The sequence below is a fragment of the Comamonas sp. GW821-FHT11H03 genome (assembly GCF_058807955.1).
In genome coordinates this window covers 120,470-133,912 of sequence record NZ_JBXARF010000005.1, presented here as the reverse complement: position 1 = coordinate 133,912, position 13,443 = coordinate 120,470, and the positions used below count along the sequence as shown (strand labels likewise).

The window sequence follows — 13,443 nt, the reverse complement described above, 5'->3', positions numbered from 1 at the left end:
GGGCATGAGATATGAAAAAAGGCTCTGCAAAATGCAGAGCCTTTTGATTGCACTAGCAGTGCCTGGGGATCAACCCAACCACTTGCGCGCGTTGCGCCATACGTGCATCCAGGGGCTGAATTCGGACTTGTCACCCGAAGTCCAGCTCATCTGCACATTGCGGAACACGCGCTCGGGGTGGGGCATCATGGCCGTGAAGCGGCCGTCGGCCGTGGTCACCGCAGTCAAGCCACCGGTCGAGCCGTTGGGGTTGAAAGGATACTGTTCCGTAGGCTGGCCGTGGTTGTCTACATAGCGCATGGCCTTGACCACTTGCTCGGCATTGCCACGGAACTGGAAGTTGGCAAAGCCCTCGCCATGCGCCACGGCGATGGGCAGGCGGGAGCCGGCCATGCCTTGCAGGAACAGGCTGGGCGACTCCAGTACTTCCACCATGCTCAGACGGGCTTCGAAGCGGTTGCTCTGATTTTGCGTGAAGCGCGGCCAGTCCTGCGCACCGGGGATGATGTCGGCCAGCTCAGCGAACATCTGGCAGCCGTTGCAAACGCCCAGACCGAAGGTATCGGTACGACCGAAGAAGGCCTGGAACTGCTCGGACAGACGGTCGTTGAAAGTGATGGAGCGCGCCCAGCCAATGCCCGCCCCCAGGGTGTCGCCATAGCTGAAGCCGCCGCAGGCCACCACACCGGCGAAGTCCTTGAGCTGCGCACGGCCGGACTGCAGGTCGCTCATGTGCACGTCCACCGCATCAAAGCCGGCTTCGGTGAAGGCGTAGGCCATTTCCACATGGGAGTTCACGCCCTGCTCGCGCAGCACCGCCACGCGAGGCTTGGCAGCCACGTTGATGAAGGGCGCTGCCACGTTCTCCTTGGGGTCGAACGTCAGATGCACATGCATGCCGGGGTCGGTGGGTTCGCCCGCAGCAGCATGCTCGCTGTCGGCGCAGACGGGGTTGTCGCGCTGCTGGGTGATCTTCCAGCTCACGGCATCCCAAACCTGGTGCAGATCGGACAGGGTTGCGCCAAACACCTTGTTCGCATCACGCCACACCTGCAACTCGCCCTTGCCGGCGTCCACAGGAGACGAAGCAGGACGGGTCTTGCCGATGACATGGCTGCACTGGATCAGGCCATGTTCGCGCAGCACCTGCAACACTTCGGCACGGTCTTGCGTCCTGATCTGCAGCACGGCGCCCAACTCTTCGTTGAACAGCGCGCGCAGGGTCAGGTCTTCGCGACGGCCAGAGACCTGCTTGCCCCAGTTCTTGCCTTCGCCGCTGTCCATGCGGCTATCGGAGATGCCGTCGCCCTCGGTGATCAGCATGTCCACATTCAGGGCCACGCCCACATGGCCAGCAAAGGCCATTTCGGCGGCCGTAGCCAGCAGGCCGCCGTCGCCCCTGTCGTGGTAGGCCAGGATCAGTCCCTTGGCGCGCAGTGCGTTCACTGCATCCACCATGGCAATCAGATCCTTGGGCTCGTCCAGATCCGGCACTTCGTTGCCCGACTGATTGAGCACCTGACCGATGATGGAGCCGCCCATGCGCATCTTGCCGCGGCCCAGGTCGATCAGCACCAGGGTGCTGTCCTCCACCTCGGCGTCAAGCTGCGGCGTGAGCGTGCTGCGCACATCGTCGATGGCGGCAAAGCCGGTGATGATCAGGCTCACGGGCGAGGTGACCTTCTTGGTCTGGCCGTTCTCGCTCCACTGGGTGTGCATGGACAGGGAGTCCTTGCCCACGGGAATCGAGATGTTCAGCGCGGGGCACAGCTCCATGCCCACGGCCTTGACGGTGGCGTACAGCGCAGCGTCTTCGCCGGCTTCGCCACAGGCGGCCATCCAGTTGGCCGACATCTTCACCTTGGACAGCTCGATGGGCGCGGCCAGCATATTGGTGATGGCTTCGGCCACGGCCATGCGACCCGAGGCGGGCGCGTTGATGGCGGCCAGCGGCGTGCGCTCGCCCATGGCCATGGCTTCACCCTTGAAGCCCTTGTAGTCGGCCAGGGTCACGGCCACGTCGGCCACCGGCACCTGCCAGGGACCGACCATCTGGTCGCGATGGGTCAGGCCACCGACGGCGCGGTCGCCAATGGTGATCAGAAAGCGCTTGGAAGCCACCGTGGGGTGGGCCAGCACTTCGATCACGGCCTTTTCCAGCGGCACGCCGGTCAGGTCCATGGCGGGCAGCTCGCGCTCCACGCTGGTCACATCCTTGTGCACCTTGGGCGGCTTGCCCAGCAGCACGTTCATGGGCATGTTCACGGGGAACTTCTGGTCACCGGACTCGACCGCCGTGTCCTCCAGCACCAGTTGGCGTTCTTCGGTGGCTGTGCCGATCACGGCAAACGGGCAGCGCTCGCGCTCGCAGAAGGCCGTGAACTGCTCCAGCGATTCGGGAGCGATGGCCAGCACATAGCGCTCCTGCGATTCGTTGGACCAGATTTCCTTGGGCGACAGGCCGGACTCTTCGAGCTTGACGGCACGCAGGTCAAAGCGTGCACCGCGCCCGGCATCGTTGGTCAGCTCGGGGAAGGCATTGGAGATACCACCGGCACCCACGTCGTGGATGGCCAGGATGGGGTTGCCTGCGCCCTGCTGCCAGCAATGGTTGATGACTTCTTGCGCACGGCGCTCGATCTCGGGATTGCCGCGCTGCACCGAGTCGAAGTCCAGTTCGGCGGCATTGGTGCCCGAAGCCATGGAGCTGGCCGCCCCGCCGCCCATGCCGATGCGCATGCCGGGGCCGCCCAGCTGGATCAGCAGCGTGCCCGCCGGAAACTCGATCTTCTTGGTCAGCTCGGAATCGATCACGCCTAGGCCGCCAGCGATCATGATGGGCTTGTGGTAGCCACGGGTGATGTCGCCGACCTGCAGTTCGTACTCGCGGAAATAGCCAGTCAGATTGGGGCGGCCAAACTCGTTGTTGAACGCCGCACCGCCCAGAGGGCCTTCGATCATGATCTGCAGCGGGCTGGCGATATGTTCGGGCTTGCCCACCTCACTGCCCCAGAGCTTGGAGACAGTAAAGCCGGTCAGGCCGGCCTTGGGCTTGGAGCCACGACCGGTCGCGCCTTCGTCACGAATTTCACCGCCGTTGCCGGTCGATGCGCCGGGGAAGGGCGAAATCGCTGTGGGGTGGTTATGTGTTTCCACCTTCATCAGCACATGGTTGGTAGCCGCCTGCTTCTGATAGCTGGGCGCGCTGACTGCATCTGCCTTGGCATCGAACTTGGCGACAAATCGCTCGACCTCATGGCCTTCCATGATGGAAGCATTGTCGGCATAAGCCACCACGGTGTGCTGGGGCGAGCAGGCTTCGGTGTTGCGGATCATGCCGAACAGCGACTTTTCCTGCTCCACGCCGTCGATAGTGAACTTGGCGTTGAAGATCTTGTGGCGGCAATGCTCGGAGTTGGCCTGCGCAAACATCATCAACTCCACGTCCGTGGGATTGCGCTTGAGGTCGCTGAAAGCGTTGACCAGATACTCGATCTCGTCTTCAGCCAGGGCCAGGCCCCATTGCTTGTTCGCGGTTTCCAGCGCAGCGCGGCCACCGCCCAGCACATCCACAAACTCCATGGGTTGTGCGGCCAGGGTGTTGAACAGTTGCTCGGCTTCTGCGCGTGTCGCAAACACGGACTCGGTCATGCGGTCGTGCAGCAAAGCGGCGACCTGAGCGGTTTGCTCTGTCGACAGCTCGGGCTTGCCGCCCAGCAGACCGGATTTCATGTCCACGCGATACTCGGTCATGCGTTCCACACGGAACACATTCAGGCCGCAGTTGCGGGCGATATCGGTCGCCTTGGAAGCCCAGGGAGAGATGGTACCCAGACGGGGGGTGACGATAAAGGCCAGGCCTTCAGCGCTGCCCGTATAGGGGTCTCCATAAGTCAAGAGCGCCGAAAGGCGCTCTTGCAATGCGGGCGCAACTGCACCCTCGGTGGCAACCAGGTGCACAAAGCGTGCAGATACGCCGGTGATCTTGGGGTGAATGGCGACCAGATCGGTCAGAAGCTGTTGGGCGCGGAACGAGCTCAGGGCGTTTCCACCCTCAAACTGTGTCAGATGCAATGTCACGTGGCGGCCTGTTTGTGTGAAGGCTGTTGAAAAGCGTCCTGACCAATCCCCTGCTTGAGAGGACCTGGCCAAAGCGCTGAATTCGGTGAGCCTCGGATTTTACCGTGCCTCGGGGTTAGTCCGAATGCTCACACCCACAAGCCCTGCATGTTCAAGCGCGCAATGGGATAATTGCGGCCATGAGCATCACACTGAAGACCCCCGAAGACATCGAGCGCATGCGCATTGCAGGCCGCTTTGCTTCGGATGTGCTGGACTACATCACCCCCCACATCAAACCTGGCATCACCACCCAGCAGATCGACGATCTGTGCGCCAAGCGCATGGCCGAGCAAGGCACCAAGACCGCCTGCCTCGGCTATCAGCCCCCGGGCATGACGCCCTACCCGGCCTATGTCTGCACCTCGGTCAACCATGTGGTGTGCCACGGCATCCCCAACGACAAGCCTTTGAAGAAGGGCGATATCGTCAATGTCGACGTGACCATCATCACCGAAGACGGCTGGTTCGGTGACAACAGCCGCATGTTCATCATTGGCGAAGGCACGATTGCTGCCAAGCGCCTGTCCAGGCTCACGTTCGAAGCCATGTGGAAGGGCATTGCCCAAGTCAAGCCCGGCGCCACGCTGGGCGATATCGGCCACGCCATCCAGACCTATGCGGAGGGCAACAATCTGTCCGTGGTGCGTGAATACTGCGGCCACGGCATCGGCAAGGTGTTCCACGACGAGCCCCAGGTGCTGCACTACGGCCGCCCCGGCGAAGGTGTGGTGCTTGAAGAAGGCATGGTCTTCACCATCGAGCCCATGCTGAATCTTGGCAAGCGCGACATCAAGGCCATGCCCGACGGCTGGACCGTGGTCACCAAGGATCGCAGCCTGACCGCCCAGTGGGAGCTGATGCTGGCCGTCACCAAGACCGGCTATGACGTGCTGACCTGGTCCGATGGCTCACCCACTCCGCCCGACTTCATCACGGCCATCCGCACCTGAGCACGCTGCTGCCGCTGATCTGCATGCCGCATCCGGCCAAGGCTGGATGCGGCATATTTTTTGCTTGTAGACCTTGTTCTGCAAGCGCCATGCGCTCATCTTTTTGCCATCACAGACCTCAAGCCCAAGTCAGTTGGGTTAAGGTGACGCTCAAGCACTTGCCCTGTTGAAACGCTTTTTTTCTACTGCGCATGACCTCCTCTGCCCACTCCTACGCCAACTCTGCCGACGTCTCCGACCTGTCCTCGCTACAGAGCCTGCGCGAGCAATACCGCGAGGCAAAGGCCCGGCAGATGGAGTTGCTGCGCAACCCCACGCTGGGCAGACGCAGCGTGCGCGGAGTGCTGCACCATTTCAGTGAACTCGCCGATGGTCTGCTGCGCACTCTCTGGGAGCGCGCGAAGATGCCGGAAGGTGCAGCCCTGCTGGCCGTGGGCGGATATGGGCGCGCCCAGCTCTTTCCCTATTCGGACATCGATGTGCTGGTATTGCTGCCCCAAAGCGGTGCGCAGCCGGCTGCGGAATTGGCGGCCAGCATCGAGCAGTTCATCAGCAGTTGCTGGGATGCAGGCCTGGAAATCGGCTCCAGCGTGCGCAGCATTGCCGAATGCCTGCAGGAGGCCGCGCAGGACCTGACGGTGCAGACCGCCATGCTGGAGTCACGCCGCATCACAGGTAGCAAGGCCTTGTTTGCCGACTTCGAGCAGCAGTTCCGTGCGCAGCTCGAGCCCCGAGCCTTTGTCGAAGGCAAGCTGCTGGAAATGCGCCAGCGCCACGCCAAATACGACTTCACGCCCTATTCGCTTGAGCCCAACTGCAAGGAGTCGCCCGGCGGGCTGCGCGATCTGCACACCATGCTCTGGCTGGCCAAGGCTGCAGGCTTCGGCAACAGCTGGCATGAGCTGGCCGAGCAAGGCCTGATTACCCATTTCGAGGTCCAGCAGCTCGAATCCAACGAATCCCTGCTCAGCCTGATCCGTGCACGCCTGCATGCCGCAGCCGGGCGCCATGAGGACCGGCTGGTCTTTGACCTGCAGACCGCCGTGGCCGAAGCCTTTGGCTACCGCTCCACCACGCCAGAGGGCCGCAAGCTGGCCATGCGCGCTGGCGAGACCCTGATGCGCCACTATTACTGGGCCGCCAAGGCGGTGACCCAGCTGTGCCAGATCGTGCGCATGAGCATCGAGGAGCGTCTGAACCCCGGCTCGCACGAACTGATTCCGCTCAATGATCGGTTTTGCGAGAAGGCCGGCACCATCGAGGTAGTCAGCGACGATCTGTACGAGCGCGATCCGCATGCCATTCTCGAAACCTTTCTCATGTATGAGCAGCATGAGGGATTGACGGGTCTGTCGACGCGCACCCTGCGTGCGCTGTATGCCAGCCGCGATGTGATGGACAGCGCCTTCCGTCACGATCCGGTCAATCGCGCCACCTTCATGAAAATCCTGCAGCAGCCGCGCGGCATCACCCATGCCATCCGACTGATGAATCAGACCTCGGTACTGGGCCGCTATCTCTGGCCCTTCCGCCGCATCGTGGGACAGATGCAGCATGATCTGTTCCACGTCTACACCGTGGACCAGCACATCCTGATGGTGCTGCGCAATGTGCGCCGCTTCTTCATGGCCGAGCATGCCCATGAGTATCCGTTCTGCTCCCAGCTCGCCGCAGGCTGGGACAAGCCCTGGATACTGTATCTGGCTGCCCTCTTCCACGATATCGGCAAGGGCCGAGGCGGCGATCACTCCGTGATCGGCGCCGTCGAAGTCAAGCGTTTTTGCCGCGCCCACCAGATCGACAAAGCTGATGCGGATCTGGTCGAGTTTCTGGTGCGCGAGCACCTGACCATGAGCCAGGTGGCCCAGAAGCAGGACTTGTCCGACCCCGATGTGATTCGCGCCTTTGCCGAACGCGTCGGCAACGAGCGCAAGCTCACCGCCTTGTACCTGCTGACGGTGGCCGACATTCGCGGCACCAGCCCCAAGGTCTGGAGCGCCTGGAAAGGCAAGCTGCTGGAAGACACCTATCGACTGACCCTGCGTGTGCTGGGTGGTCGCGCCCCGGATGCCGCCGCTGAAATCGAAGCCCGCAAGCGCGAGGCACTGGTGCAACTGGCCCTGTCCGCCCAGCCTTTCGAGTCCCACAAGAAACTCTGGGAGACACTGGATGTGAGCTACTTCATGCGCCATGAAGCGGCCGACATCGCCTGGCATACCCGCCATCTCTCACGCCATGTGGGCCAGGGCAAGCCCGTGGTGCGCGCCCGGCGGTCGCTGGCCGGCGAAGGCCTGCAAGTGCTGGTCTATGCACCCGACCAGCCCGATCTGTTTGCCCGCATCTGCGGCTACTTCGACCGGGCCGGATTTTCCATCCTCGATGCGCGCGTGCACACGGCCAACAACGATTACGCACTGGACACCTTCCAGGTCGTCGCACCCACCATGCAGGAGCAGTACCGCGAGCTCATGCACATGGTGGAAAGCGATCTGACGCAGACACTGCTGCAGGGCGGCCCGCTGCCCACACCATCGCAAAGACGGCTTTCGCGCCGCGTCAAGAGCTTTCCATTCGCTCCGCGCGTCATCCTGCGCCCCGATGAAAAAGCCCAGCACTGGCTGCTGTCCATCTCCGCGTCAGACCGCGCCGGCCTGCTCTACATCATTGCCCGCATCCTCGCCCAGCACCATATCAGCGTGCATCTGGCAAAGATCAGCACCCTGGGCGAGCGCGTGGAAGACACCTTCCTCATCGAAGGCCCTGAACTGCAGGACAACAACAGCCAGTTGCGCATGGAGACCGAGCTGCTCAAGGCCCTGGCCCAGCCCGGTTGAACCAGGCCCGGCAATTCGGGCTTTAGTTTGATGATTCGCTGCCGATAAGCAGTCACCACTACTACGGAAAGCCCATGCAGCTCGCCTCCAATGAAGTTGCGGCATCGCCGCCCACTACACGCAGCGGCCTGTTTCATATGCCGTTGTTTCGCCCCGGCACCGAGGTCACTCAGAATGGCCGACGCGAAGTCGTCAGTCATGTCATCTTGCGCAGACGCGAACTGATGGTCTACCTCCGAGGTCACGACGACCCGGTGAAACCCGATCGCCTGAGTATTGCCCCCTCGGTGTTCACCACCGAACGCAGGCCTGAACCGCTGACCTGGTTTCTTTGATCCATCAAAACAAGAAAGCCGCTGAGCTCATGGCATCAGCGGCTTTTTCTATGGAACCCGGCTATCAGCCCAGCTTGATCCGGGCGTTGGCCATGACCTGACCCAGTCGCACCGGCGCCGCTGGCTGCCACTGCGGATTGAACTGCAGGCCTGCCGCTTGTGGAAACAGCATGACCACCGTGGAGCCAAGCTGAAAGCGCCCCATCTCCTCACCGCTAGCCAGCGTCACCGCCTCGGCGCCTTCGTAATTCCAGGTCTTGATATGGCCTGGGCGCGGCGGGTTGACCAGGCCGTGCCACACCGTGGCCATGCTGCCAACGATCGTCGCGCCCACCAGCACCAGCACGAAGGGGCCATGGTCGGTATCGAACACGCAGACCACGCGCTCGTTGCGCGCGAACAAGCCGGGTACGCCACGTGCGGTAACCGGGTTCACCGAGAACAGATCCCCTGGCACATAGGTCATGCTGCGCAGCTTGCCGGCACAAGGCATATGAATGCGGTGATAGTCGCGCGGGCTCAGGTAGATCGTGGCAAAACTGCCGTTATCGAACTGACGAGCCAGAGCCGCATCGCCTCCCACCAGGGCAGTCGCACTGTATTGATGCCCCTTGGCTTGAAATATCTGCTCGCCGTCGATCCTGCCGAATTGGCTGATCGCACCATCTACCGGGCAAATCCAGTCCGCCTGCGCCAGAGGGCGAACACCGTCCTTGAGCGCACGTGTGAAAAAGGCATTGAAGGTCTTGTAGGCAGCAGGATCGGGATTGGCCGCTTCGGCCATGTTCACCTGGTAGCGCTGGATAAAGCGGCGAATGACCGCCGTCGTCAATCCGCCGGCCTCGGCTTGCGCCAGTTTTCCCATCAGCGCGGTCAGCGCCTGCTTGGGCAAGAAATATTGGGAAAGTACGGCAAGTCGGTCAGACACAATGGAATTTTGCTATCAAAGTTATAGAGCTGTCGAACAGGATTCTAGCCAAGACCACGGCAGCGGCGGCTGTCTTTGAGGGCTACAGGCGTTTTCCCCCATCCAGACCACCTCCCGGGCACGACATCTCAATGATGCAGGCGTCATGACAAGGCCCCATGCCTCCGTCTCATCGCTGCGACGCTTTACCCATTTATGAGGGCATAAGCGAAGGCGAGACGCTACAATTCCAATGTTTAGCTGAATGCTGTTTGACAGCATGGCTTGATTGGATATCGGCCTTTTGTTCGGTCTGCGCAATCAGCGCAGCGCCCTTGCCACACTGAGGCCTGAGCACTTGTACTGCTCAGGCCTTTTACGTGGTGATGACGAGCAAGCGCCGCAACTGACCTTTTCTGAGAGATTGAACAAATGGCCAAGGAAGAACTGATTGAAATGCAAGGCTCCGTGACGGAAGTCCTGCCTGACTCGCGTTTTCGCGTCACGCTGGAAAACGGTCACCAACTGATTGCCTATACCGGCGGCAAGATGCGCAAGCACCACATCCGCATTCTGGCCGGCGACAAAGTGTCTTTGGAAATGTCGCCCTACGACCTGACCAAGGGCCGCATCACCTTCCGCCACCTGGCCAACCGTGGCCCGGCCCCCACGACACCTCGTTCAAAATAAATTGCGCCTCACCATTAAAAATTCGATATTTCAAAAAATGAGCAATTTTTTGTAGTTAGAATAGAGGCTTCGGAGCGTAGCGCAGCCTGGTAGCGCATCTGCTTTGGGAGCAGAGGGTCGCGAGTTCGAATCCCGCCGCTCCGACCAAATGACAAGGGGTTAGATCGAAAGATCTAACCCCTTTTGTCTGTCTGCGATTTGCAACTTTGCCGGCTTGTACGCGCCATCAGATTTATTTGTGGCTTGGCGGACCAAGAACCGCCTTAACCCTCCAAGGCCAGCACCGAACACTGATGCTGTGCGCCCTCATGGCAGGAAAACCGGCTGCCTCCGCAACTCCAGCTTCCACACCTTCGGCCAAAGGTGACACATGCAAGAGCTCTCCGTGAGTGATAAAGCAGCCCTTTCATCACCCCTACGGCATGCCACCCGGGCGTAGGCCTGGCTGGCTCAAGCGAACAAGAAAAGCCGACGAGACAAAGCCCTGGCCGCAGCAACCAGCTCCCGGCTGGTAGAAGGCAAAAGAAAAAGCCCCGGCTGCTACAGCCAGGGCTTGGGAATTGGCGCCAGGGGTTAAGCCATCTTTCAGTGCTACAACCTGAACCTAGCGATGCGTATCTTGCTCTCGAAATATGACAGAAAGATGGCAAAAAAGCCCTGACCGTTTCCGACCAGGGCTTTATTGGTTGCGAGGGCCGGATTTGAACCAACGACCTTCGGGTTATGAGCCCGACGAGCTACCAGACTGCTCCACCTCGCGATATTCCGCGTCGGGGGCCAACCACCATTCCTAGGCGCCAGCATGATTTCCCCGACCGTTGTATTGTAGCACACATGTATAAATCTACAGCATGAATAGATATTCAGTAATGAACCCCGCCAGAAAGCAACACAAAAGCCAACTGGCCAACCTGGAGGTGGCCTGCTCTTTAGCGCTCGTGCAGCGTATTTTTTGACCGCATCCTGAATCGCTCTTTCAGATCACCGGCCTTCTTCCAAGCGGAGCCTTCAACCTGCTTTGCGATTCCCCTGGCTTCTTGTTCAGGGCCGTCTTTAAAGTTCACCAAACCTCTCCTGAATCCTACCTGCAGCATCCTTCAGCGCGCCCTTGACTTGATCAGCATTCATGCCGCCCTCCTTATGAACAAAGCCGCGAAATGCGGCTTGGTTCAAAGTTAAGCTCTAGCGAGGCCTACGGCCGTGGGACCAGACAGCGCATCCATGCAGCACAAGCCTTTACACGTTATCAACGTACTCACAACCTCCCTCTTCAGGACACAGGCTGCAAACAGCGCATGATGGAACTTCATGGACGCGGCTTGCAGCGCAAGCTGAGCCTGTCTAGCGCCAGTCCGGAATAAAAGGGATTGATGATTCATCTTCCTGCGGCAGAGACTGACACCGCTCCTTGGCACTGACGCATCGCAACCTCTTCCAACGCTTCTGAACCAAACGCCCGTATCTATCCAGCAACTCTTGGAGCAATTCAGATTCACGCCTCCAGACATTAGCCCTTTCTTTCTATAGTCCTGAAAATCGCACGGTTATTTGCAAACGATTCTCAATTGCATTTATAATCCACCTCATGGTGCAGCGAATCGCTGTACTGCCTCTTCATCGTGGGGCGCTGACAAGCGAGGGCTTGCAGCGTTTTAGCTAGCCAGCGGCCCTCTCCTATTAGCCAAGCCTTTTTTCCACGATCGAGTCAATCAAGTCGGCAACCACAGCAGCACGGCCAAACACCGTTGCGCAATCACAAGCCGGACTCTCATCTCAAGCACAGGCCAGAGTTTCTCGACTGCGCCATCACGCACCGCACATGGCTGGCAGAGCCCTGTACCAGATTGACGGCAAAGCATCCGGCAACAACCCGGCTATCGCCGCTAGCGATACCCTGAGCCGCTGGCCGGCTTGGGCGGATACCGATCTCAGCCCCCAGGCGGTGCGATCCGAGTCGCTGCACGCGCTGCCTTTTCCTGCCCGGGCAGACAGCCTAGTGACCGGACAACAGGACCGTGCAATGCCTGCTTGAGAATCTGTAAGCACACATCACGGCTTACATTTCTGTCAACGAACTGACACAGTCAAGCATTAAAAAGGGACACATCAGCTTCCATCCACCCTTCAAGGAGTAGCCATGACCTACCTGTACGCCGCCTATCCTGAACTCAAAGCGACGACTCAAGAGATCATGATGCCAATGCCTGACCCGCGCTCTCCCGAAGAAGTTCTGCGGATGCTGTCCCAGAACCCTCCCGAAGGCGAGTACAGCGTCGACGCTTTCTAAACAGTCTCCAAATAAACTAAGCCACCTCAAAGGTGGCTTTTTTGCGTTTCAGGCCTAGCGTCGACCGTGTCTACATCCGCCGTGGTGCTTATATCCTCCGCCATGACCATCTGATCAATGGCCACGATGCTTGTGGCCGTGCGGATGCCCGTAGACCCCATCATGGTGACGATGCCCATAGCGATGTCCGTGATGTGCATAGCAACCAGACAAGATATGCAACGGCCGCCGTCTGCAGCATGCACAGCTCGGTCAATCGATTGAGGATGGATGCACGAATATTGAGCTCGACGACTTGACGCTCAAGCGTCCTGGCCATCGCCTTCTCTCCCAGGCGTTTGAAGCAACTCATCTTGGTTGGCACCAAGCTTTAGCGATGGTAGCCGCTGCAGCGCTTGCAGATACTGCGCCCCACTCGCTTGCACGCCTTAACGACCTCGTTGCGATGCGTAAAGGCCAACCCTTTACGCAGTCTTGCTCCTTTACGTGGCGAGATGACGGGGATGGCGCTGCGGCCGTGACATGCTTCATGCACATCCTGTGCGTCATATGCGCCGTCGCCCGTGAAGCTGGCCACCTCTTCAGGTGTTGGGTGTTTGGCCAAGCAGCTCAGCCGCTACTGGCGAATCACCCACCTCGTTAGTGGTCACGACGATGGCTCCAATATGCAGTGTCTGTGCGTCTATGCCCAGATGCACCTTGCGCCACTGGCGACGGCGCCATGCTTCTTGGCTTTCCATTCACCTTCCCCCAAGCACTTGATGCCCGTGGAGTCAGCGAGCAAATGCAGGCCGTTGCGGCTTGGACGGGAGTGCACCTGAACCTCCAACCCCTTCACATGCTCAAATCACCTCGGGCCTTCAATGCTGCGCTGTACGACTTCCAGCCCAACCGCTGTCACGCTGCTTTCAGTGCCGGACGGCCTAGCGAGAAAGTAGAACTTCAAAGCGGCCTTTGTACCCTGCTCAGCAGGGTTGCAAAAACAAAAATGCCTCACAAGAAAACCTGTGAGGCATTTTATAAACTGGGGTGGCTGATGGGACTCGAACCCACGACAACAGGAATCACAATCCTGGACTCTACCAACTGAGCTACAGCCACCGTAGAAGTCTCTATTGTACTTCAGAATTTGAAGCAGCCAATCAAAATTGAGAGCAACAAACACTGAACTAGCAACGATTCAAGGTAAAAACCTCTCATCAAGTAAAAACGCTCTGCGCTGCAGAGCGTTTTCAAAATTCTGGGGTGGCTGATGGGACTCGAACCCACGACAACAGGAATCACAATCCTGGACTCTACCAACTGAGCTACAGCCACC

9 protein-coding genes, 4 tRNA genes and 1 pseudogene are annotated in these 13,443 nt (G+C 59.7%); 6 read left to right on the top strand and 8 right to left on the bottom strand.

Translation table 11 applies throughout. The features are described from left to right. Window positions 1-69: 69 nt before the first annotated feature. A complete protein-coding gene (gene purL / locus AC1RTQ_RS13065; RefSeq protein ID WP_492876299.1) occupies window positions 70-4,080 on the bottom strand; it encodes a phosphoribosylformylglycinamidine synthase in 4,011 nt (1,336 codons plus the stop codon). Window positions 4,081-4,259: 179 nt separating this feature from the next. On the opposite strand from purL, the gene map reads away from it, so the two are divergent. The 3 genes from map (at window position 4,260) to AC1RTQ_RS13050 (ending at window position 8,241) form a co-directional block, all read left to right on the top strand. Further along, window positions 4,260-5,072, top strand: coding sequence for a type I methionyl aminopeptidase (gene map / locus AC1RTQ_RS13060; protein WP_302091340.1), 813 nt, complete (start codon window positions 4,260-4,262; stop codon window positions 5,070-5,072). Between the two features lie 191 nt (window positions 5,073-5,263). Beyond that, complete coding sequence (locus AC1RTQ_RS13055) at window positions 5,264-7,906, top strand: [protein-PII] uridylyltransferase (protein ID WP_304351041.1); 2,643 nt, start codon at window positions 5,264-5,266, stop codon at window positions 7,904-7,906. Window positions 7,907-7,980: 74 nt separating this feature from the next. Next, a complete protein-coding gene (locus AC1RTQ_RS13050) occupies window positions 7,981-8,241 on the top strand; it encodes a hypothetical protein (RefSeq protein ID WP_302091342.1) in 261 nt (86 codons plus the stop codon). A gap of 64 nt (window positions 8,242-8,305) precedes the next feature. On the opposite strand, the gene asd is transcribed toward AC1RTQ_RS13050, so the two are convergent. Further along, window positions 8,306-9,169 carry an archaetidylserine decarboxylase gene (gene asd, locus AC1RTQ_RS13045; protein ID WP_492876295.1) on the bottom strand — a complete coding sequence of 288 codons (864 nt, stop codon included), beginning with the start codon at window positions 9,167-9,169 and terminating at the stop codon, window positions 8,306-8,308. A 411-nt stretch (window positions 9,170-9,580) separates the two neighbouring features. Between asd and infA the strand changes: the two genes are divergently transcribed. Beyond that, window positions 9,581-9,838: a translation initiation factor IF-1 gene (gene infA / locus AC1RTQ_RS13040; RefSeq protein WP_302091344.1), complete on the top strand. Its 258-nt coding sequence runs from the start codon at window positions 9,581-9,583 to the stop codon at window positions 9,836-9,838. A gap of 70 nt (window positions 9,839-9,908) precedes the next feature. Then, window positions 9,909-9,985 (top strand) — tRNA-Pro (locus AC1RTQ_RS13035). A gap of 536 nt (window positions 9,986-10,521) precedes the next feature. Here AC1RTQ_RS13035 and AC1RTQ_RS13030 read toward each other — a convergent pair. Both AC1RTQ_RS13030 and AC1RTQ_RS13025 read right to left on the bottom strand, forming a co-directional pair. Further along, window positions 10,522-10,598 (bottom strand) — tRNA-Met (locus AC1RTQ_RS13030). Window positions 10,599-10,767: 169 nt separating this feature from the next. Continuing rightward, window positions 10,768-10,902 (bottom strand): hypothetical protein, encoded by a 135-nt coding sequence (locus tag AC1RTQ_RS13025; protein WP_492876293.1) that lies wholly within the window; start codon window positions 10,900-10,902, stop codon window positions 10,768-10,770. 1,073 nt (window positions 10,903-11,975) lie between these two features. Between AC1RTQ_RS13025 and AC1RTQ_RS13020 the strand changes: the two genes are divergently transcribed. Next, entirely contained in the window at window positions 11,976-12,125 is a 150-nt protein-coding gene (locus AC1RTQ_RS13020; RefSeq protein WP_492876291.1) for a hypothetical protein, read from the top strand. Window positions 12,126-12,151: 26 nt separating this feature from the next. Here AC1RTQ_RS13020 and AC1RTQ_RS13015 read toward each other — a convergent pair whose 3' ends face one another. From AC1RTQ_RS13015 to AC1RTQ_RS13000, 4 genes and pseudogenes are all read right to left on the bottom strand, one after another. Further along, window positions 12,152-12,304, bottom strand: coding sequence for a hypothetical protein (locus AC1RTQ_RS13015; protein WP_492876289.1), 153 nt, complete (start codon window positions 12,302-12,304; stop codon window positions 12,152-12,154). Further along, window positions 12,286-12,960: pseudogene (locus AC1RTQ_RS13010) on the bottom strand (IS5 family transposase); the annotation flags it as partial. The gene AC1RTQ_RS13015 and the pseudogene AC1RTQ_RS13010, both read right to left, overlap by 19 nt. A 190-nt stretch (window positions 12,961-13,150) precedes the next feature. Continuing rightward, window positions 13,151-13,226, bottom strand: a tRNA-His gene (locus AC1RTQ_RS13005). A 140-nt stretch (window positions 13,227-13,366) separates the two neighbouring features. Continuing rightward, window positions 13,367-13,442 (bottom strand) — tRNA-His (locus AC1RTQ_RS13000). Window position 13,443 lies beyond the last annotated feature (1 nt).

What these genes read in the sequence shown, in the direction of transcription:
- map (WP_302091340.1), top strand. Translation starts at nt 4,260, where the DNA reads ATGAGCATCACACTGAAGACCCCCGAAGACATCGAGCGCATGCGCATT.
- AC1RTQ_RS13055 (WP_304351041.1), top strand. Translation starts at nt 5,264, where the DNA reads ATGACCTCCTCTGCCCACTCCTACGCCAACTCTGCCGACGTCTCCGAC.
- AC1RTQ_RS13050 (WP_302091342.1), top strand. Translation starts at nt 7,981, where the DNA reads ATGCAGCTCGCCTCCAATGAAGTTGCGGCATCGCCGCCCACTACACGC.
- infA (WP_302091344.1), top strand. Translation starts at nt 9,581, where the DNA reads ATGGCCAAGGAAGAACTGATTGAAATGCAAGGCTCCGTGACGGAAGTC.
- AC1RTQ_RS13020 (WP_492876291.1), top strand. Translation starts at nt 11,976, where the DNA reads ATGACCTACCTGTACGCCGCCTATCCTGAACTCAAAGCGACGACTCAA.
- AC1RTQ_RS13015 (WP_492876289.1), bottom strand. Translation starts at nt 12,304, where the DNA reads ATGGGCATCGTCACCATGATGGGGTCTACGGGCATCCGCACGGCCACA.